Genomic DNA, 17,089 nt, shown 5'->3' with positions numbered 1-17,089 from the left:
GTGTGTGAACGCGATCACATATGCTCGGCTCTCCAAGCACCCCGGATCCTGAGCCAGCCCATGTCTACGTCGACCAAGTTCGTTGTCCTCGGCCTCGTCGCCCGCCGCCCGAGCTACGGCTACGCCCTGATCCAGCAGCTCGAGCAGTGGGCCGTCGATCCCGACGCCGTCCAGGGCTCCTCCGTCTACCAGGCGCTCAAGGAACTGAAGCGGCTGGAGCTGATCGCGCCACACCGTCCAGTGGTCGCCGTCGACGAGGAGCGCGGCAACCAACGAACGATGTATGCCGCGACCGAGGCCGGCGAGCAGCGACTGAACGAGTGGCTCACCGAGCCGCCAGGGTCCTACGACGAGCTGCGAATGCGGATCGGGCTCGCCCGCCCGGATCACCTCGACACCCTGATCGACTACGTCACCGCCGCCGAGGTGGCCTGCCTCGAACGGGTCGGGGAGCTCACCGTCCCCTCGGTCGGCCGACTGCTGGACGACCTCGGGTCCTGGGAGGTCGTCTCCGCGGCCATCCTCGGCCGGCTGAGCGGCGCGGAGCTGCACGGGCGCATGACCTGGCTGCGCGACACCCGCGTCCAGCTGGAATCGATCCGCGACCACTTCTCCGAGCGCACGTCCTGAGCATGGGCCCGCTCCTGTCCCTGGAGTCCGTCTGCAAGTGCCACTGGCGTGGACACCACGCGCTCGACGTGCTCAAGGACGTGTCCCTGGAGCTGGAGCGCGGAGAGCTGGCGGCGATCTGGGGCTCGCGCGGGGCCGGCAAGACGACGCTGCTCGAGATCGCGGCGGGACTTCGGGCGCCGGACGCCGGCCGCGTGCTGTTCGACGGGCAGGAGCTCGGCCTGCTGACGGACGCCCAACGCAGCTCGTTGCTGCACGATGCCATCGGCATCGCGACCCGCCGCGGGCCGAGCAGCCAGGATCTCCCCGTCGGCGACTGGATCGCGGCGGTCCTGCTCGATCGGCTGGGCTGGCGCAAGGCCCAGAAGCAAGCGTCCGAGGTGCTCAAGCGGGTCGGCATCGGCGACGTCGCGCGGGAGCCGTGGGCGAGCTTGTCCGACGGCGACCGGACCCTCGCGTCGATCGCCCACGCGGTCGCCCGCCAGCCGACGCTGCTGCTGATCGACGACCTCGGCGCTGGCCTCGACATGCTCGAACAGGGCGAGATCATGGCGCTGCTGCAGTCGCTCGCCCGGGACGCCGGCGTGTCCGTGCTGATGACCGCGACCGAGCTGCCCGACGTCCAGGGCGCCCGTCCGGTCTGGTCGCTCGGCGGCGGACGGCTCGTCGGCCGCGGACCGCGTCCCGACGCCACCGTGCTCGAGCTCCCGCTCCGGGACGCCCGCCAGGCCTGAGCCCGCCGCCTCGCCCCCGTCTCAGCGACTGCGGGCGAGGCGAGCGCCGGCTTCGGCGAAGCTCGGCGCCCCGGCGGCCCGCAGCACGGCGATCCCGACCGCCGCACAGGCGAGCGCATCCGCGGTCGCGTCGTGGTGGCGATCCAGCCGGATCCCCAGCGAACGGCAGAGGGTCGGGAGCTTGTGGTCGGCCAGCTCCGGCCAGGCCAGGCGCCCGAACGCGACCGTGCAGTGCCACTCGCTGCGGGCCGGATAGACCCGGCCGCACGTCTCGAGGCTCCGCTGGACCACGTTGCGATCGAACGCCGCGTTGTGCGCGACCAGCGGCCGACCGCCGACGAACGACCAGAAGTCGTCCCAGACGTCGCCGAACGTCGGGCTGCCGGCCGTGTCGGCCGCGGTCAGCCCGTGGACGGCCGTGTTGTACGGGCCGTAGACGTTGCCCGGCGGGCGGACCAGCCGCTCGAAGGTCCGCACGACGACGCCGTCCTGCACCTGGACCGCCGCGATCGAGCAGAGCGAGTCACGGGCGGGCATCGCCGTCTCGACGTCGACCGCGACCCAGTCGTGCCCGGTGACCGCCGCCCCTGCTGGTGGCGGCTGGTGGTCGTCGACGAGGCCCATCGCGGCCCAGTCTTCCAGCGCCCGACGGGAACGGCGTGCCGGTGTCGTCCGCAGCCGGCGGCCTGGCGTCGGCCGCCACCGCCCGGGTCGAGCCGGTTCGGGCCACCACCCGTCGGACCCGAAGGCCGTCGTGACACGCGCAGCGACGCCCCTCATCCGGTCGGATCGGGGGCGAGGCCGGGGTCCGGGTAGCCGATGCTGACCAAGCCGGCGACCGTGCTGGCGGCCCCGAGCTCGACGCCGTCGACGCCCGAGCTGGAACCGCCGCCACCGCCACCCCCGGTGCGGTAGTCCGTCCCCCCTCCGCCTCCACCACCGCCCGTGGCGCCCCCGCCACCGGCGCCACCGGCTGCGTTGACCCCACCCGCGACGCTGATGCCCTCACCGCCGGCACCACCGTTGCCGGCGTCGTCGCCGTTGCCACCGTCGCCGAGGCCGCTACCCGCCCCGTGGCCGCCGGTCCCCCCGTTGATGCCGCCGAGGCCCGGCCCCGCGTTGCCGTCGCCGCTGGGCCTCCCGTCGGCATCGGCCCCGTTGCCGCCCCGGCCACCGTCACCGCCGCGGCGATCGACCGCGCTGCCGCCGCTGCCGTTCCCGCCCCCACCGCCTCCGCCGGCGAGCACCACCAGCCTGCCGTTGACGGCGACGCTGGAGAATCCGCCACCCCCGCCACCGTTGCCGTCGCGCCAGCCGTGACCGCCCGTCCCGCCACCGGGCAGCCCGCCCGTCCCGTAGCCGTTGCCGGGCTCTCCCTGGGCGCCGACCGTGATCGTGATCTCGTCCCCCGGCTCGACCGCGACCCGCACGCGCGCCTGCCCGCCGAGCCCGCCGGCCCCGCCGCGGCCGCCTCCCGGGCCGCCCGCCGCGCCCTGCACCGAGAGGTAGAGCTCGGTGACCCCCGCCGGAACGGTCCACGTCGTGGAGCGCGAATAGGTGCTGCCGATGATCGCCGAGCCGGCCATTCCTGGTGCCTTTCGCGCCCGGGGTCGCTGGTCGGCGGTCGTACGGCCGGCCCGGAGCGCGTCATGTATACCGCGTATCGCGATGCCGATGCAAGCCTGAACGTCCAATCTTCTTGACGGGCCTGTGACGTACTGCTAACCCGACACGACGGCGCCTGCTCCGCCCTCAGTCCCGCGGACGCACCCCCGAGACGGCGAGCCGCTCGAACAAGCGGATCGTGAACCGCACGTGGTCGAGGTAGTCGACGACGCTGCCGTGCTCGTCCGGCCCGTGCATGTTGCCGTCCGGCCGAAGCGTGCCCGCGGGCGAGACGACCGGCGTCCCGAGGTGGTCGAGGAACATCCGCCCCGGCCCCGCCCCGATCAGGACCGGGTAGACCGCCGGCTCGCCGAAGACGTCGCGGGCGGCCTCGATCGTCGCGCGCGCGAACGGCGTGTCGATCGGCGAGCGGGCGGGGGCGATCGAGCGGCCGACGCTGATCTCGACCTCCCCGAAGCCGTGGGCGTCGAGGTGCGCGCGGATCGCCGCCACGATCGCCTCCGGCTCCTGGTCCGGGACCAGCCCGAAGCGGACGCTGACCGCCGCCTCCGCCGGGACGACCCCGACCCCGTCGGCGCCGACCAGCATCTCGGCGACCGACATCGACGGCGCGAAGACCAGCCGCTGGGCCAGCTCCTCGTCGCTGCCGGGCAGGTACGGGCGCGTGCCCGGGACGGTGACCGCGTCCCCCGGCAAGGGGATCGCGGCCGCGGCGGCGACCTCGTCGGCGGTCGGCGCCCGCACGGCGTCGTGGAAGCCGTCGATCCGGACCTGGCCGTCGGGGGCCGTCATCGACGTGACCGCCCGCATCAGCTCCAGCGGCGCCGAGCGCAGGACCGCGGCGAAGGCCGTGTGCTGGTCGCTTCGCAGCGGCTTCAGCCGCAGCTCGACCTGGAGGCTGCCGCGGCAGCCGAAGCCGATCCCGGGTCGGCCGTCGGCGTCGCGGAGGAAGCTCTCCCAGAGGCAGGCGTCGGCCCGCAGCGCGTCGGCGTGCGCGACGAGCGCGTCCTCCAGCCCGGGGCTGCCGATCTCCTCGGCCGGGTCGAAGAGGAAGACCAGCCCGAACGGCGGCGGGCCGTCGAACGTCGCCCGCCAGGCCTCGAGCGCCTGGATCCGGGCGGTCACGTCGGCCTTGTCGTCGCAGGCGCCACGGGCGTACATCGCGCCGTCGCGCAGCTCGGCCGCGAACGCCGGCGAGGTCCACTGCTCGGGGTCGCCGGGCGGCTGGACGTCGTAGTGGTTGTAGACGAGCAGCCGCTCGTCGCTCGTCCCCCGCAGCTCCGCGACCAGCAGCGGCCCGTAGTCGGGGATCTCGATCCGGCGGACCTCGTCGACCAGCGGCGCGATCCGCCGTTCGATCCAGTCGGCCGCCGCGGCGATCGACTCGAGCGCGCCGGAGACCGACGGGATCCGGCAGCAGGCCCGCCACTCGTCGACGAACCGCTCCGCCGCGGCGGAGACGTGGGCCTCGGCCGCGGCGGAGATCACGCCGCCCGCCCGCGCTGGACCGGGACCGGGGCCAGCTCGTACGGGTAGTCGGTCAGCAGCTCGCAGCCGTCCTCGGTGACCAGCACCAGGTCCTCCAGGCGGACACCGCCGAAGCCCTGCCGGTAGCAGCCGGGCTCGACCGCGATCACGTCGCCGACGACCAGCACGTCGTCGTTCTGATCGAGGTGCGGAGCCTCGTGGATGTCGAGCCCGACGCCGTGGCCGAGGCTGTGGAAGAAGCCGTCGTTCAGGACCGTTCCGGGCTGCTTCGAGAGCCGCGTCGGCTGGCCGGCGTCCTCGAACGGCTCGCACGAGATCCGGTGCAGGTCGCGCACGGGCAGGCCCGGGCGGATCGCGGCGTGGGTCCGCCGCAGCGACTCGTCGACCAGCCGGAAGTAGGTCTGCAGCTCCTCGTTCGGCTCGCCGACGACGAAGGTCCGGGTGATGTCGGTGTAGCAGCCCGACTCCCCGTCCTGGGGGCAGAGGTCGACCGTGACCGGCTCCCCGACGCGGACCTGGCCGGAGCCGGAGTGGTGGCCGATGCAGGTCTGCTCGCCGTGGGCGACGATCACGTCGTCGCCGCTGCAGCCGTTGCGGATGAAGGCCAGCGCGACGCCCTCCTTGAGGCGCTCGCAGGTCAGCGGCTCGCCGTCGAGCAGCAGCCCGCCGTCGGTGTCCTGGGCCGCGGCGTGGAGCATCGTCGCGACCGCGGCGACCGCGGCCTCGGCGGCGGTCTGGGCGCGACGGATCCCGGCCAGCTGCGGGGCGCTCTTGGCGCGGCGGCGGGCGGTGAAGTCGGCGCGGTCGACCTCCAGCTCGATCCCGCCCGCGCGCAGGCGGTCGGCCATCTCGACCGGGAAGGTCGGCGGCACGACCGCCGCGGTCACGCCGAGCCGCTGGCAGGCGCGGAGGCCGATCGTCAGCGCCGCGTCCTCGGCGGTCGCGCCGGCGGCGACCAGCTCGTCGAGGCCGAACTCCTCCGACGGGTAGGCCGTCAGGCCCGGGACCTGCTGCATCCGCGCGACCTCGAGCGAGCGGACGACGACGTACTGCTTGCCCTCGTGCTCGATGAAGAGGAACGGGTCGTGGACGCCGTGCGGGATCACGTTCCGCATGTCCGCCGACCGCGTGGTGTCCGCGTACATCAGGGTCGTCTTCGCGGGCTGCGTCATCGTTCGTCCTCGTTCTCTCGGCTGCCGCGCACCAGCATGCCTGCCCGCTCGTGCCGCGTCAAATATTGGATGCTTCGTCCACAATAGTGGAGCGCCCCGCTATCGTAGGCCGCATGAGCAGATTGAGGAGCGGCTCCGGCTTCGAGCGTCTCGCGGCGTACTCGCGCGCGGCACGCAACGGGGACATCGTGGCCGTCAGCGGGACCGGGGCGCTCGACGCCGAGGGGGCCGCGCTGCACCCCGGCGACGCCGGCGCCCAGACCCGGATCGCGCTCGAGATGGCGCTCGAGGCGGCCGCCGCGCTCGGCGCCCAGCGCGAGGACGTCTTCCGGACCCGGATCTACCTCCTGGCCGGCGCCGACTGGCGCGGCCCGGTCGAGGCCCACGGCGCGCTGTTCGCCGGCGTCGATCCCGCCAACACCACGCTCTACGTCGCCGACCTGATCCCCAAGGACTGCCTGGTCGAGGTCGAGATCGACGCCGTCGCGTCGGGCCCGGTCACCGACCAGGCGTCCTGATGGGCGGCTTCGACGTCGAGGCCGTCCGGGAGCGGTTCTCCGCGCTCCAGGGCGAGACGGCCTTCTTCGACACGCCCGGCGGCAGCCAGGTCCCCGACGCCGTCAGCGCCGCCGTCGCGACGACGATGCGCGAGTCGGCCGCCAACCTCGGCGGCCCGTTCGCGACCAGCCAGCGGGTCGGCCGGATCGTCGAGGACGCCCGCAACGCCGCCGGACGCTTCCTCGGCTGCGACGCCGACGCGGTCGTCTTCGGGCAGAACATGACCAGCCTCAACTTCTCGCTCTCGCGCGCGTTCGCCCGCGAGCTGCGCGAAGGCGACGAGCTGCTCGTGACCCGGCTCGACCACGACGCCAGCGTCTCCCCCTGGCTCGCGATCGCCGAGGACGTCGGCGCGGTCGTGCGGATCGTCGACATCGACCCCGCGACCTGCACGCTCGACTACGCCGACCTCGAGGCCCAGCTGAGCAACCGCACCCGCGTCGTCTCGTTCTCGTGGGCCGCCAACTCGGTCGGCACCACGATCGATGCCGCGCGCGTCTGCGCGCTCGCGCGCGAGCGCGGGGCGATCGCCTGGATCGACGCCACCCACTACGCCGCCCACGCCCCGATCGACGTCGAGGCGATCGGCGCCGACGTGCTCGTCTGCTCGCCGTACAAGGTCTGCGGCCCGCACCTCGGGCTCGCCTACGTGCGGCCGTCGGTCGTTGCGGGCTGGCGCCCGTACAAGGTCCGTGCCGCCCCGAGCGACCCGATCGGCCACCGCTTCGAGACCGGCACCCAGCCGTACGAGCAGCTCGCCGGCTTCAGCGCCTCGATCGACTACCTCGAGTCGTTCGACGGCGCCGCCGCCCACGAGCACGTCCGCGTGCTCGCCCAGCGACTGCTCGACGGGCTCCCCGCGAGCGCCCGCGTGATCGGCCCGCCGACCCTCGAGGGCCGCGTCCCGACCTTCCTGCTCGACTTCGCCGGCCACGACGCGACCGCGATCTCGGTCGCGCTGGCCGAGCGCGGGATCAACGCCGGGGCCCACGACAGCTTCTACTGCCTCGGCCTCAAGGAGCGGATCGACCTCCAGCCCGCGCTGCGGATCGGGCTCTTCCACTACACGACGGCGGCCGAGGTCGACCGGCTGCTCGACGCCCTGCGCGAGCTGACCGCCTAGGCCGCAGGCGGCGTACGCAGGGCCGTCCGCCGACCCGCGTATCGTCGCCCCGGTGCAGCGCGGCCAGCTCGCAGACCTCTCCGCGGCGCTCGCCCGGGCCTCGGCCCTGCTGGTCGACCTCGACGCCGCTCCCGACGCAGCGGGCGTCGGTGACCGCCCCAGTTTCCTCGTCGCCCAACCGGACAACGACCCCCAGCCGATCATCGAGCGTCTCGCGAGCGCCCAGCGCCTGACGTTCGTCGTCGGTGCCGGCGCCTCGATGGAGGCCGGGCTTCCGTCGTGGGGCAGGCTGGTTCGGGCGCTCCTGGAATCGGTCGCCCCCGCCTCGCTGAACGACAACGACCGGGCGGCCTGGCTCGATGCCGCCGCAGAGCCCGGCCTGCTCGGCATGGCCGCTACCGCCCGCGCCCTCGCCGGCAGCGACGAGCAGTTCGTCAAGCGCGTCGAGCGCTACCTGTACCGGGACCGAGGTCCCGCGCACTTCGATCCCGGCCCGCTCACCCGCGAGATCGCCCGCTGGAAGCGCGACTACCCGGAGATCCAGCTCGCCACCTTCAACTACGACCAGCTGCTGGAGCAGGCGCTCGGCGACGCCGAGCTCACGGTCGAGGCCCGGAAGGACAACGAGCCGGAGCCGGACGGCATCGCGACCGTTCGCCACCTCCACGGCCTGTTGACCGGTGCACCTGGCGAGGACGCCGTGATCCTCACCGAGGGTGACTACGCCCAGTGGCCGGCCGGCAGTTGGCAGGACCAGTTCATGCGCGAGGCCCTCGACGGTGTCTGCGTCTTCCTCGGCCTCTCGTTCACCGACCAGAACCTCCTGCGGTGGGTCTACGGCTCGACCACGGACGAGCACATCGCGATCCTCACGCGACAGAGCTCACCGCGCTTGAATCCCGCCGTTCGATGCGAGCTCGAATCGGCGACCCGAGCGCGCCTGCGGCACGCCAACGTCACCGCGTACTGGGCCGACTTCTATGCGGAGCTCGCCCAGCTCATGCACGAGGCACGCCGCCGGCGCGGCGCCGGAAAGCCCCCCGCCCCATATCCGGAGCGCGCGCAGAAACGAGCAAGCAAAGGCCGCCGTCGCTGCCTACCCGTGGTCCGTCTGGAGGCGCGGCAGCGAGCGGTGCGTGACATCCTCGCCGCCTCGCTGTCCGGCGTCCGGAAGGCGCTTGAGGAGGCCGGGCTGGATACCGCGGACGCGGTCCTCGGACTCGGCCTCTGGGGTCTGGACTACGACCAGCGCGACGTCACCCTGTGGGCGTCGTCCGACCGCATCCACATCGATCCGTCGACGATCACCGGCGTGCCGTTGACCTGGGACTCCGAGTGGGTGGCCGTCGAGGCGATCACCCAAGGGTCCGTCGTCGAGCGGGACCCCAGGATCTACGCCAGCCGCTGGCGCTCGGTCCGCGGCATCCCGCTGGTCTGGACCGGCCCGGGAGAGCGCGAGCGCATCATGGTCGGCGCGGCGACGCTCACCACCACGGATCCGTCCGACGTCTCGATCTTCAGGCAGGCCGAGCAACGCGTGGACGGCATCAGCAGGACGATCGACGTGCTCCTGCACGATCAGCTCGTCCAGCTCTGGAGCTGAGTTCCGTCCTCCCCCAGCACGTACAATGAGCGCATGTTCGGTCCGCTGGACGAAACCAACTCGCACGGGATTCGCGTCGTCGCGGATCGGGGTCCGCTGCGCGAGGACGTCCAGGCGGCGTTCGCCAAGGGTTCCCGCAAGGCCACGGCCGGGATCCGCGACCTGACCCAGCCGCGAAGCGCGAAGCACGCGCCGGCAACCGCCAAGCGCCCGAAGTAGCCCGCCCGCGCTCGAGGCGCGGACGGGCCACCGCAGCGGTTCAGCTCAGCCGACCCGCGCCCCCGCGAGATCGGCCGGGGCCCGCGGCTCGGGCTGGTCCTCGTGGAGCCAGCAGGCCGCCTGGCGTCCGCGGCCGATCTCGAACGCCGGCGGCTCCTCGACCGCGCAACGGTCGAAGGCGTACGGGCAGCGCGGGTGGAAGCGGCAACCGCTCGGCGGCGCGCTCGGGTCCGGGACCTCGCCCGGGAGCGCGACCGGCAGCTGACGCTCGCCGTCGGCGTGCGGGATCGCCCCGATCAGCGCTTCGGTGTACGGGTGCGCCGGCAGCTCCCAGAGCTCGCGGCTGGGGACCGTCTCCGCGATCTTGCCCAGGTACATCACCGAGACCGCGTCGGCGACGTGGTGGACGATCGCCAGGTCGTGGGAGATCAGCAGCAGCCCGAGATCGAGGTCGCGGCTGAGCGTCACCAGCAGGTTCGCGACCTGGGCCTGGGCCGAGGCGTCGAGCGACGACAACGGCTCGTCGAGCACGATCACGCTCGGGTCCGCCGCGAGCGCGCGGGCGATCGCGATCCGCTGCCGCTGCCCGCCGCTGAACTGGTGCGGGAAGCGCTCCGCGGCCGAGGCCGGCATCCCGACCCGGTCGAGCAGCTCGGTCACCTGCTGGTCGCGACCGGCCCGGCTCGCGCGCCCGGTCACCGCCAGCGCGTCGGCCAGCTGCACGCCGATCTTGCGCCGCGGGTTGAGCGACGAGAACGGGTTCTGGAAGACCATCTGGAGGCCGATGTCGGCCTTCGGACGGGCTCGCCGGGTCAGCGGCGTCAGCTCCCGGCCCTCGAACACGATCCGGCCGGCGGCGGGCCTCTCGAGCCCGACGGCAGCCCGGGCCAGGGTCGACTTGCCGCAGCCGCTCTCGCCGACCAGGCCGACGATCTGCCCGCGCTGGACGGTCACGCTGGCGCCCGCTACGGCCCGTACCGGGTCGCGGTCGCGGCGCTGGTAGACGACCTCCAGGTCCTCGATCTGGAGCGCGACTCGGCTCTCGCCGCGCGCGTCGTCGGTGGTCTCGTTCGTGCTCACGCGAGCTCCTCTGCGGTAGTCACGGGGCAGGCGACGCGCTGGTCCTCGCCACCGCCGACGAGCACCGGGATCCGCTCCCGGCACGCGTCGACGGCCAGCGTGCAGCGGGGGTGGAAGGCGCAGCCGCTCGGCGGGTCGAGCGGGCTGGCGGGGATCCCGGGGATCGTCCGCAGCTCGCCCTCCTGCTCGCCGGCCTCCGGATGCGGCAGGGCACCGAGCAGGCCGCGGGTGTAGGGGTGGCCCGGACGCTGGAGCAGCTGGCGGGCGTCGCCCTGCTCGATCACGCGCCCGGCGTACATCACCGACAGCCGCTCCGCGACCGCCGACATCACGCCGAGGTCGTGGGTGATCATCACGACCGCCATCTGCTTCTCGCGCCGCAGCCGATCGAGCAGCCGCAGGATCCCGGCCTGGACCGTCACGTCGAGCGCCGTCGTCGGCTCGTCGGCGATCAGCAGCCGCGGCTCGCAGATCAGCGCGATCGCGATCGCGATCCGCTGGCGCATCCCGCCCGAGAACTCGTGCGGGTAGGCCCGCAGCGCCGCCTCGGGGTCGGGGATCCGCACCTCGTCGAGGATCGCGATCGCCCGCCGCTCGGCCTCGCGCTTGTCGAGCGAGAGGTGCCGCCGAGCGTGCTCGGTCAGCTGCTTGCCGACGGTCAGCATCGGGTGCAGCGAGGTCATCGGGTCCTGGAAGACCATCGCGATCTCGCGCCCGCGGACCGCTCTCTGGCGGGCCGTCGACGCCAGCACGTCGGTGCCGTCGAAACGGGCCGCGCCGGTCGTCGTCCCGCCGCGCGGGAGCAACCCGAGCAGCGACAGCATCGTCATCGTCTTGCCGCTGCCGCTCTCGCCGGCGATCCCGTAGACCTGCCCGGCCTCGACCTGCAGCTGGACGTCGTGCACGATCGTCCGCCGCCCGTTGGGCGTCGGCAGCTGGATCGTCAGGTCCTCGATCTCCAGCAGGCTCATCGGTCCTCCCCCGTGCCCTGGTAGCTGGACTGCGGGTCGAAGATGTCCCGCAGCCCGTCGCCGATGAAGTTGAACGCGAGCACGGCGGTGAAGATCGCCAGGCCCGGGAACGTGGCCATCCACCAGTTCTGGAAGTACTGGGTGCCGACCGAGATCATCGATCCCCACTCCGGCGCCGGCGGCTGGGTGCCGAGGCCGAGGAACGACAGCCCGGCCAGCAGCAGCAGCGCGTCGGCCAGGTAGATGGTGACCAGCACCACGATCGGTCCCATCACGTTCGGCAGGACCTCCTTGCGCAGCGCGTAGAGGCCGGAGGCGCCCAGCAGCCGCGAGGCCTGGACGTACTCCGTCTCGCCGATCTCGCGGACCAGCGTCCGCACCACGCGGGCGTAGATCGGCCACGAGACGATCACCAGCGCCAGCACCGCGTTGCGGGTGCTCGGCCCGAGCGACGCCGTCACGACCATCGCCAGGATGATCGCCGGGAACGACGAGGTGAGGTCGGCGAGCCGCATCACGATCCCGTCGACGACGCCGCCGACGTAGCCGGCGAGGAAGCCGAGCGCGGTCCCGATCGAGCCCGCCAGCGCGACGAGCAGCAGCGCCAGCGGCAGCGAGTTGCGGGTCGCCATCAGCACGCGGCTGAGGATGTCGCGGCCGAGCTCGTCGGTCCCGAACGGGTGGGCGCCGGTCGGCGCCTGCATGATCGGGAAGTCCTGGGCGAGCGGATCGTGCGGCGCGATCAGCGGCGCGAAGATCGCGATCAGGACCCAGAGGCCGGCGATCGTCAGGCCGGCGACCATCACCGGCTGGCGCCACGGCGAGCGCGTCCGCCCGCGGCGGCGCCGGAAGCGGCGCAGACGCGAGGGCGGGAGCACGGCGGACGGGGTGGGGGTCGGAGTCGGAGGCGCGCTCATGTCAGCCGGATCCGCGGGTCGATCGCCGCATGCAAGAGGTCGACGAGGAGGTTGACGAGGACGTAGACGGCGGCGATGAAGATGCTCACGCCCATGATCGCCGGCAGGTCGAGCGAGATCGCGCTCTTGTAGGCGTACTGCCCGATCCCGGGCCAGCTGAAGATGTTCTCGACCAGCACCGCGCCGGCCAGGACGTTGGCGAAGACCAGGCCCATCACCGTGATCACCGACGGCAGCGCCGCGCGCAGGATGTAGCGGGTGACGACCAGGTGGCCGGGCAGGCCCTTGGCGTGGGCGGCCCGCACGAAGTCGGCGTGCAGCACCTCGAGCACCGCCGATCGCGTGTAGCGGGCGATCAGGCTGATGTTGTAGGCGGTGAGCACGGCCGCGGGCAGGATCAGGTGCTCGATCGCGTCCCAGAAGGTCGCGAGGTCACCGCGCAGCAGCGCGTCGAGCGTGTAGAGCCCGGTTGGGCCGTCGGGACTGTTGAGGTCCGGTGACAGGCGGCCGCCGCCCGGCAGCCAGCCGAGCTTGAAGAAGAAGAGGTAGAGGCCGATCAGGCCGAGCCAGAACATCGGGACCGAGATCCCCATCAGCGACGTGACCCGCAGGCCGTGGTCGATCGGACCGTCGCGGCGGAGGGCCGCGATCACGCCGAAGGCGACGCCGAAGATCGCCGAGAAGACGATCGAGAACAGCGCCAGCTCGAGCGTCGCCGGGATCGCCTTGGAGAGGTCGTCGCGGACCGGCTGGTGGGTCTGCTGCGAGGTCCCGAGGTCCCCGTGGACGAGGTTGTCGAGGTAGGTGAGGTACTGGGCCGGGAGCGGCTGGTCGAGGCCGTACTTCTCGTTGAAGGCCTGGATCGCCTCGGGCGTCGGGTTCTGGCCGAGGTTGGCCAGCGCCGGGTCGCCCGGCACCGCCTGCGTGAGCAGGAACGAGATCAGGGTGATCCCGACCAGCAGCAGGGCCAGGGCCCCGAGCCGTCGGGCCAGGAACCGCACCAGTGGCCGGTGCGAGCGCGACCTCCGTCGCGCTCGCTCCGGCACGGCGGGCTGCTCAGCGGCTTCCAACGGTCCGGATGTTGAGGGTGTACGTGGGGTCGAGCACGACGCCGCTCAGGTTCTTCGACCCGACGATCGCCTGCGCCGGCTGGAACAGCGGGAAGTACGGGCTGTCCTTGTTGAACTCGGTCTGCAGCTGCTGGAAGAGCTGGCCGCGGGCCTCGTCGTCGAGCGTGCCACGGGCCTGCTCGCCGAGCTTGACGAGGTCGGGACGCGCGCTCGCGGGCCAGTTGGCGTTGTTCGCGCGGCTGTTGCCCGGCGCGCCCGGCAGGTACACGAGGTAGTCGTTGGGGTCCGGGTAGTCCGGGCCCCAGTAGGACACGCTCATCTGGTTCTTGCCGGCCGCGTAGTCCTTGAGGAAGGTGACCGCAGGACGGCCGTCGAGGGTCACGTCGATCCCGATCTTGCCGAGGTCGGACTTGACCTTCTGCGCGATCGAGCTGAACGAGACGCCGTTGGGGGTCGCGTCGGACGGGTAGGAGAGCTTGACCTTCGGGCTCGAGACGCCGGACGCCTTCAGGATCGCCTTGGCCTGCTCGATGTCCTGCTTCGACGCCGCGTCCGCGGGCAGGGCGCCGAGGAACTGCGACGGGATCACGCCCGGGGCCTGGACCGCGCCGACGCCGGAGAGCCGCTTGTAGCCCTCGTAGTCGAGCGCCAGCCGGATCGCCTTGCGGACCTCGACGTTGCCGGTCGGGGAGATCTTCGGGTCCATGTTCGCCTCGACGTCGAAGACGTTGACCGAGGCGTTGGTGGTGACCTGCAGGTTGGCGTCGCGGCTGAGCGTCTGGGCCTGCTGCGCCGAGAGGTCGAGGGCGATCTCGTTGGCGCCGCGCTGGACGTTGAGCAGCTGCGTCGGCGCGGGCAGGTTGCGGACGACGACCTTCGAGAAGGCCGGCTTCTGCCCCCAGTACTTCGGGTTCAGCTTCAGCGTGTACTGCTGGTTCTGCGCGCCCTGCTCGAGCGTGTAGGGGCCGCTGCCGGCGGACTCGCGCTGGAGGAACGCCTCGGCGGTGTCGGTCTTGCTCGCGTCCTTCGCGTCGGTCCCGCCGTTCGCCTGCAGCAGCTTGCTGTTGAGGATCGAGGTCGGGGGCGTGGCGAGGATGCGGAGCAGCGCCGGGTTCGGCGTCTTCGACGTCACCACGACGGTCTTCGCGTCCGGCGCGGTGAAGCTCACGCCGTCGAGCAGGAAGGCGCCGCTGGCCTGGAGGTTGACCAGCCGGTTGAACGAGAAGAGCACGTCCTTCGACGTGACCGGCGTGCCATCGGAGAAGACGGCGTCGGGGTTGAGCGTGAAGCGGAAGCTCTTGGCGTCCTTCGAGCCCTCCCACGAGGCGGCGAGCGACGGCTTCGGCGTCGTCTTGCCCGGCTCGAACGTGACCAGCGTGTCGTACATCGCCTGCACGAGCATGTTGTTGGTCGGCGTGAACTCGTGACCGGGATCGTTGCCCTTGTCGACGAACGACTGGTCGATGACCAGCGTGCCGGAGGCCGCGCCACCCGTCTTGGACGCGGACGTCGTGGTCGAGTCCGATGAGCTGCTTCCACAGCCGGCCATGGCCAGGGCGAGAGCCCCTACCGCGGCGGTGGCTCCGGCTCTATGCGTGATCGAGAGACGCATTCTCACTGCCCCTTCTGCCTGCCTCGCCTCGTACGGGTGACGAGGTCGTTCTGGACGGTTCCGGCGGGACCCGATCGAGTGCTCGATCGTGATCGCCGGGCTTCACGCGGTGCAGTATCCAGTATTCTGGTCGAAATGTCCATTTCAGTGAATCCTGGCGCCGAGTCCACCCCCGACGTCGCCATCGTCGGTGCGGGCATCACCGGCCTCTCCGTGGCCTGGCACCTCGCCCAGCATGGCGTGTCGGTGACGATCTTCGACGGCGCGGGCATCGGCTCGGGTGCCTCGGCGATCCAGCCCGGCGGCGTTCGCCAGCAGTGGGGGACCGAGGTCGCATGCCGGATGGCGCGGGAGGCGTTCGCCTTCTACAACGAGATCGGCGACCGGCTCGCGCCTGCCGTCGACCCGGTCCTGCGCAGCTGCGGCTACCTGTTCGTGGCCGAGTCCGAGACCGAGCTGGCCACCCAGCATGCCCGCCTCGACGTCCAGCACCAGCTGGGGATCCCGTCGCGCGCGCTGACCCCGGCCGAGGCCGGCGAGCTGGTCGAGGGCCTCGACTCGTCGCGGATCACCGGCGGCGTCTGGTGCGACCAGGACGGCTACTTCGACAAGCCGCTGGCGGTGGTCGGCGCCTTCGCCGACGCCGCCCGGCGCGACGGCACCCGCTTCGTCGAGCACGCGGTGAGCGCGATCAGGCCCGACGGCGAGGGCTGGCGACTGGACCTCGACGACGGCACCAGCGCGCGCGCCGGCCAGGTCGTGGTCGCCGCCGCCTGGGACAGCCCCAAGCTGCTGACGCCGCTCGGCATCGAGCTGCCGATCGAGCGCGAGCCGCGCTACCTCTTCTACAGCAACCCGATCCGCGAGCGGCTGCTCGAGCCGCTGGTGATCGCGCCCGAGCGCCACTTCGCCGCCAAGCAGCTGGCCGACGGCTCGGTCCTGGCCAGCGACCTCTCCGCCGGGGCCGTCCCGGGCGAGACCCGCGCCGACTGGCACAGCAAGGTCCGGACCGCGATCAGCGAGCTGCTGCCGATCCTCGAGTACGTCTCGTTCCCGGTCCTGGTCGAGGGCTACTACGACGTCACGCCCGACAACCAGCCGGTGCTCGGGGCCCTCGACGGCCACGACGGGCTCTGGATCGCCGCCGGCCTCAACGGTCGCGGCCTGATGATGGCGCCGACGATCGGACGCGCCGTCGCCGAGGCCGTCCGCGGCGCCGCACTCGACCCGCTGCTCTCGACGCTCGGACCCTCGCGGTTCGCCTCGGGCTCGCTGACCCCCGAGGGCCAGGTCGTCTGAGCGTTCCCAGCCCCTCCCGATCTCCGAGTATCGTCCCGACCGTGTCCGCCGACCCACCGTCCTCCACCCGGACCGCAGCCCTGGCCCGGCAGCAGGAGTTCGTCGGCAGCCAACTGAAGGCGTTGCGGAGCCGGCGACGGCTCTCGCTCGGTGAGGTCGCGCGAGAGACCGACATCTCGGCGTCGTTCCTCTCGCTGGTCGAGAACGGCCGCAGCGACATCACGATCGGGCGGCTGACCCGGCTGGTCGAGTTCTACGGGATCTCGATCACCGACCTGCTGCCCGAGCGCGGCCCGGCCGACCCGGACGTCGTCCGCGCCGACGAGACCCGTCAGCTGCACTCGTCGGAGGAGGGGATCACGATCTTCCTGCTCTCCGAGGGCACCGACCGGGCGATGTTCCCGATGCTGCTGGAGCTGGACCCGGGCGCCCGCCTCGCCGAGCGTGGCCACCACGCGGGCGAGGAGTTCGTCCACGTGCTCGAGGGCACCCTGCTGCTCGAGGTCGAGGCGGCCGAGACCTGCGAGCTGCGGGTCGGCGACAGCGCCTACTACCAGAGCGATCGTCCGCACCGCTTCCGCAACGCGAGCGACAGCGAGCCGCTGCGGCTGATCTGCATCGACTCGCCGCCGCCGCTGTAGCGGGGCGTCCGGCACGGCAGGCACGGACGCCCGCCCGTTGGTCGCGACCCGGTCAGGCGGCGTGGCGCGCGCCGACGTCGACCGTGACCGGCCGGTCCGGCGCGGCGACCGCCGCCTGCAACGAGGCGGAGAGCGCCTGCACGTCGAGGCCGTAATGGCCGGCGATCTGCGCAAGCCGCGCGCCGTCGTCGTCGCTTCCCACCGCCAGCAGCTCGACCTCGACCGGCTGGCCGTCGCGCAGGCCGACGATCGCTCCCGGGGCGACCTCGTGCGTCCGGTCCTGCCGCGCGTCGCCGGTCAGCTGGATCGCGATCGCGCGGGCGTGGCTGTCGTAGAGCGCCTGCAT

The 17,089-nt window shown here is 72.5% G+C and carries 18 protein-coding genes; 8 read left to right on the top strand and 10 right to left on the bottom strand.

Annotation, left to right across the window (positions count from 1 at the left end):
• The first annotated feature begins 60 nt into the window (after positions 1–60).
• Both ACVUH9_RS18310 and ACVUH9_RS18305 read left to right on the top strand, forming a co-directional pair.
• Positions 61–630, top strand: coding sequence for a PadR family transcriptional regulator (locus tag ACVUH9_RS18310; protein ID WP_475759512.1), 570 nt, complete (start codon positions 61–63; stop codon positions 628–630).
• A 2-nt stretch (positions 631–632) separates the two neighbouring features.
• A complete protein-coding gene (locus tag ACVUH9_RS18305) occupies positions 633–1,364 on the top strand; it encodes an ATP-binding cassette domain-containing protein (RefSeq protein WP_475759510.1) in 732 nt (243 codons plus the stop codon).
• A 21-nt stretch (positions 1,365–1,385) separates the two neighbouring features.
• Here the strand turns inward: ACVUH9_RS18305 and ACVUH9_RS18300 are convergent, their stop codons facing one another.
• The 4 genes from ACVUH9_RS18300 to ACVUH9_RS18285 all read right to left on the bottom strand — a co-directional run bounded on the left by ACVUH9_RS18300 (position 1,386) and on the right by ACVUH9_RS18285 (position 5,650).
• Complete coding sequence (locus ACVUH9_RS18300) at positions 1,386–1,988, bottom strand: exonuclease domain-containing protein (RefSeq protein ID WP_475759508.1); 603 nt, start codon at positions 1,986–1,988, stop codon at positions 1,386–1,388.
• 152 nt (positions 1,989–2,140) lie between these two features.
• On the bottom strand, positions 2,141–2,950 hold the full coding sequence (locus ACVUH9_RS18295; protein WP_475759506.1) for a hypothetical protein: 810 nt from the start codon (positions 2,948–2,950) through the stop codon (positions 2,141–2,143).
• Positions 2,951–3,116: 166 nt separating this feature from the next.
• Positions 3,117–4,478 (bottom strand): M20/M25/M40 family metallo-hydrolase, encoded by a 1,362-nt coding sequence (locus ACVUH9_RS18290; RefSeq protein ID WP_475759504.1) that lies wholly within the window; start codon positions 4,476–4,478, stop codon positions 3,117–3,119.
• Positions 4,475–5,650, bottom strand: coding sequence for a M24 family metallopeptidase (locus ACVUH9_RS18285; RefSeq protein ID WP_475759502.1), 1,176 nt, complete (start codon positions 5,648–5,650; stop codon positions 4,475–4,477). Before ACVUH9_RS18285 ends, ACVUH9_RS18290 begins: the two co-directional genes overlap by 4 nt.
• Before the next feature lie 113 nt (positions 5,651–5,763).
• Between ACVUH9_RS18285 and ACVUH9_RS18280 the strand changes: the two genes are divergently transcribed.
• The 4 genes from ACVUH9_RS18280 to ACVUH9_RS18265 are packed head-to-tail and all read left to right on the top strand — an operon-like array spanning position 5,764 to position 9,153.
• On the top strand, positions 5,764–6,168 hold the full coding sequence (locus tag ACVUH9_RS18280) for a Rid family hydrolase (RefSeq protein WP_475759500.1): 405 nt from the start codon (positions 5,764–5,766) through the stop codon (positions 6,166–6,168).
• A complete protein-coding gene (locus ACVUH9_RS18275; RefSeq protein ID WP_475759499.1) occupies positions 6,168–7,331 on the top strand; it encodes a cysteine desulfurase-like protein in 1,164 nt (387 codons plus the stop codon). Before ACVUH9_RS18280 ends, ACVUH9_RS18275 begins: the two co-directional genes overlap by 1 nt.
• Before the next feature lie 52 nt (positions 7,332–7,383).
• The gene (locus ACVUH9_RS18270; RefSeq protein WP_475759497.1) at positions 7,384–8,934 is read left to right on the top strand and encodes an SIR2 family protein; all 1,551 of its coding nucleotides are present in this window, start codon (positions 7,384–7,386) and stop codon (positions 8,932–8,934) included.
• A 33-nt stretch (positions 8,935–8,967) separates the two neighbouring features.
• Positions 8,968–9,153, top strand: coding sequence for a hypothetical protein (locus ACVUH9_RS18265; RefSeq protein ID WP_475759495.1), 186 nt, complete (start codon positions 8,968–8,970; stop codon positions 9,151–9,153).
• A 45-nt stretch (positions 9,154–9,198) separates the two neighbouring features.
• Here the strand turns inward: ACVUH9_RS18265 and ACVUH9_RS18260 are convergent, their stop codons facing one another.
• From ACVUH9_RS18260 to ACVUH9_RS18240, 5 genes are read right to left on the bottom strand one after another with little or no spacing between them, the layout of a single operon-like run.
• Positions 9,199–10,233 (bottom strand): oligopeptide/dipeptide ABC transporter ATP-binding protein, encoded by a 1,035-nt coding sequence (locus ACVUH9_RS18260; RefSeq protein WP_475759493.1) that lies wholly within the window; start codon positions 10,231–10,233, stop codon positions 9,199–9,201.
• On the bottom strand, positions 10,230–11,204 hold the full coding sequence (locus ACVUH9_RS18255; protein ID WP_475759490.1) for an ABC transporter ATP-binding protein: 975 nt from the start codon (positions 11,202–11,204) through the stop codon (positions 10,230–10,232). Before ACVUH9_RS18255 ends, ACVUH9_RS18260 begins: the two co-directional genes overlap by 4 nt.
• Entirely contained in the window at positions 11,201–12,121 is a 921-nt protein-coding gene (locus tag ACVUH9_RS18250; RefSeq protein ID WP_475759488.1) for an ABC transporter permease, read from the bottom strand. The genes ACVUH9_RS18255 and ACVUH9_RS18250 overlap by 4 nt, the downstream gene beginning before the upstream one ends.
• Positions 12,118–13,122: an ABC transporter permease gene (locus tag ACVUH9_RS18245; RefSeq protein ID WP_475759486.1), complete on the bottom strand. Its 1,005-nt coding sequence runs from the start codon at positions 13,120–13,122 to the stop codon at positions 12,118–12,120. Before ACVUH9_RS18245 ends, ACVUH9_RS18250 begins: the two co-directional genes overlap by 4 nt.
• A gap of 55 nt (positions 13,123–13,177) precedes the next feature.
• Entirely contained in the window at positions 13,178–14,740 is a 1,563-nt protein-coding gene (locus ACVUH9_RS18240) for an ABC transporter substrate-binding protein (RefSeq protein WP_475759483.1), read from the bottom strand.
• A gap of 198 nt (positions 14,741–14,938) precedes the next feature.
• Between ACVUH9_RS18240 and ACVUH9_RS18235 the strand changes: the two genes are divergently transcribed.
• Positions 14,939–16,102 (top strand): NAD(P)/FAD-dependent oxidoreductase, encoded by a 1,164-nt coding sequence (locus ACVUH9_RS18235; protein ID WP_475759481.1) that lies wholly within the window; start codon positions 14,939–14,941, stop codon positions 16,100–16,102.
• Between the two features lie 41 nt (positions 16,103–16,143).
• Positions 16,144–16,743, top strand: a complete 600-nt coding sequence (locus tag ACVUH9_RS18230; RefSeq protein WP_475759479.1) for a helix-turn-helix domain-containing protein — start codon at positions 16,144–16,146, stop codon at positions 16,741–16,743.
• 52 nt (positions 16,744–16,795) lie between these two features.
• Here the strand turns inward: ACVUH9_RS18230 and ACVUH9_RS18225 are convergent, their stop codons facing one another.
• On the bottom strand, positions 16,796–17,089 hold the full coding sequence (locus ACVUH9_RS18225; RefSeq protein WP_475759477.1) for a hypothetical protein: 294 nt from the start codon (positions 17,087–17,089) through the stop codon (positions 16,796–16,798).

This window comes from Patulibacter ginsengiterrae (assembly GCF_056269115.1).
The sequence above is the reverse complement of the archived record's forward strand: the minus strand, read 5'-3'. Positions and strand labels throughout refer to the sequence as shown.

Bases quoted from the DNA above. Each gene is read 5' to 3' on its own strand.
- ACVUH9_RS18305 (WP_475759510.1), top strand. From the start codon at position 633: ATGGGCCCGCTCCTGTCCCTGGAGTCCGTCTGCAAGTGCCACTGGCGT.
- ACVUH9_RS18285 (WP_475759502.1), bottom strand. From the start codon at position 5,650: ATGACGCAGCCCGCGAAGACGACCCTGATGTACGCGGACACCACGCGG.
- ACVUH9_RS18250 (WP_475759488.1), bottom strand. From the start codon at position 12,121: ATGAGCGCGCCTCCGACTCCGACCCCCACCCCGTCCGCCGTGCTCCCG.
- ACVUH9_RS18280 (WP_475759500.1), top strand. From the start codon at position 5,764: ATGAGCAGATTGAGGAGCGGCTCCGGCTTCGAGCGTCTCGCGGCGTAC.
- ACVUH9_RS18310 (WP_475759512.1), top strand. From the start codon at position 61: ATGTCTACGTCGACCAAGTTCGTTGTCCTCGGCCTCGTCGCCCGCCGC.
- ACVUH9_RS18240 (WP_475759483.1), bottom strand. From the start codon at position 14,740: ATGGCCGGCTGTGGAAGCAGCTCATCGGACTCGACCACGACGTCCGCG.
- ACVUH9_RS18255 (WP_475759490.1), bottom strand. From the start codon at position 11,204: ATGAGCCTGCTGGAGATCGAGGACCTGACGATCCAGCTGCCGACGCCC.
- ACVUH9_RS18275 (WP_475759499.1), top strand. From the start codon at position 6,168: ATGGGCGGCTTCGACGTCGAGGCCGTCCGGGAGCGGTTCTCCGCGCTC.
- ACVUH9_RS18235 (WP_475759481.1), top strand. From the start codon at position 14,939: ATGTCCATTTCAGTGAATCCTGGCGCCGAGTCCACCCCCGACGTCGCC.
- ACVUH9_RS18300 (WP_475759508.1), bottom strand. From the start codon at position 1,988: ATGGGCCTCGTCGACGACCACCAGCCGCCACCAGCAGGGGCGGCGGTC.
- ACVUH9_RS18265 (WP_475759495.1), top strand. From the start codon at position 8,968: ATGTTCGGTCCGCTGGACGAAACCAACTCGCACGGGATTCGCGTCGTC.
- ACVUH9_RS18225 (WP_475759477.1), bottom strand. From the start codon at position 17,089: ATGCAGGCGCTCTACGACAGCCACGCCCGCGCGATCGCGATCCAGCTG.
- ACVUH9_RS18295 (WP_475759506.1), bottom strand. From the start codon at position 2,950: ATGGCCGGCTCGGCGATCATCGGCAGCACCTATTCGCGCTCCACGACG.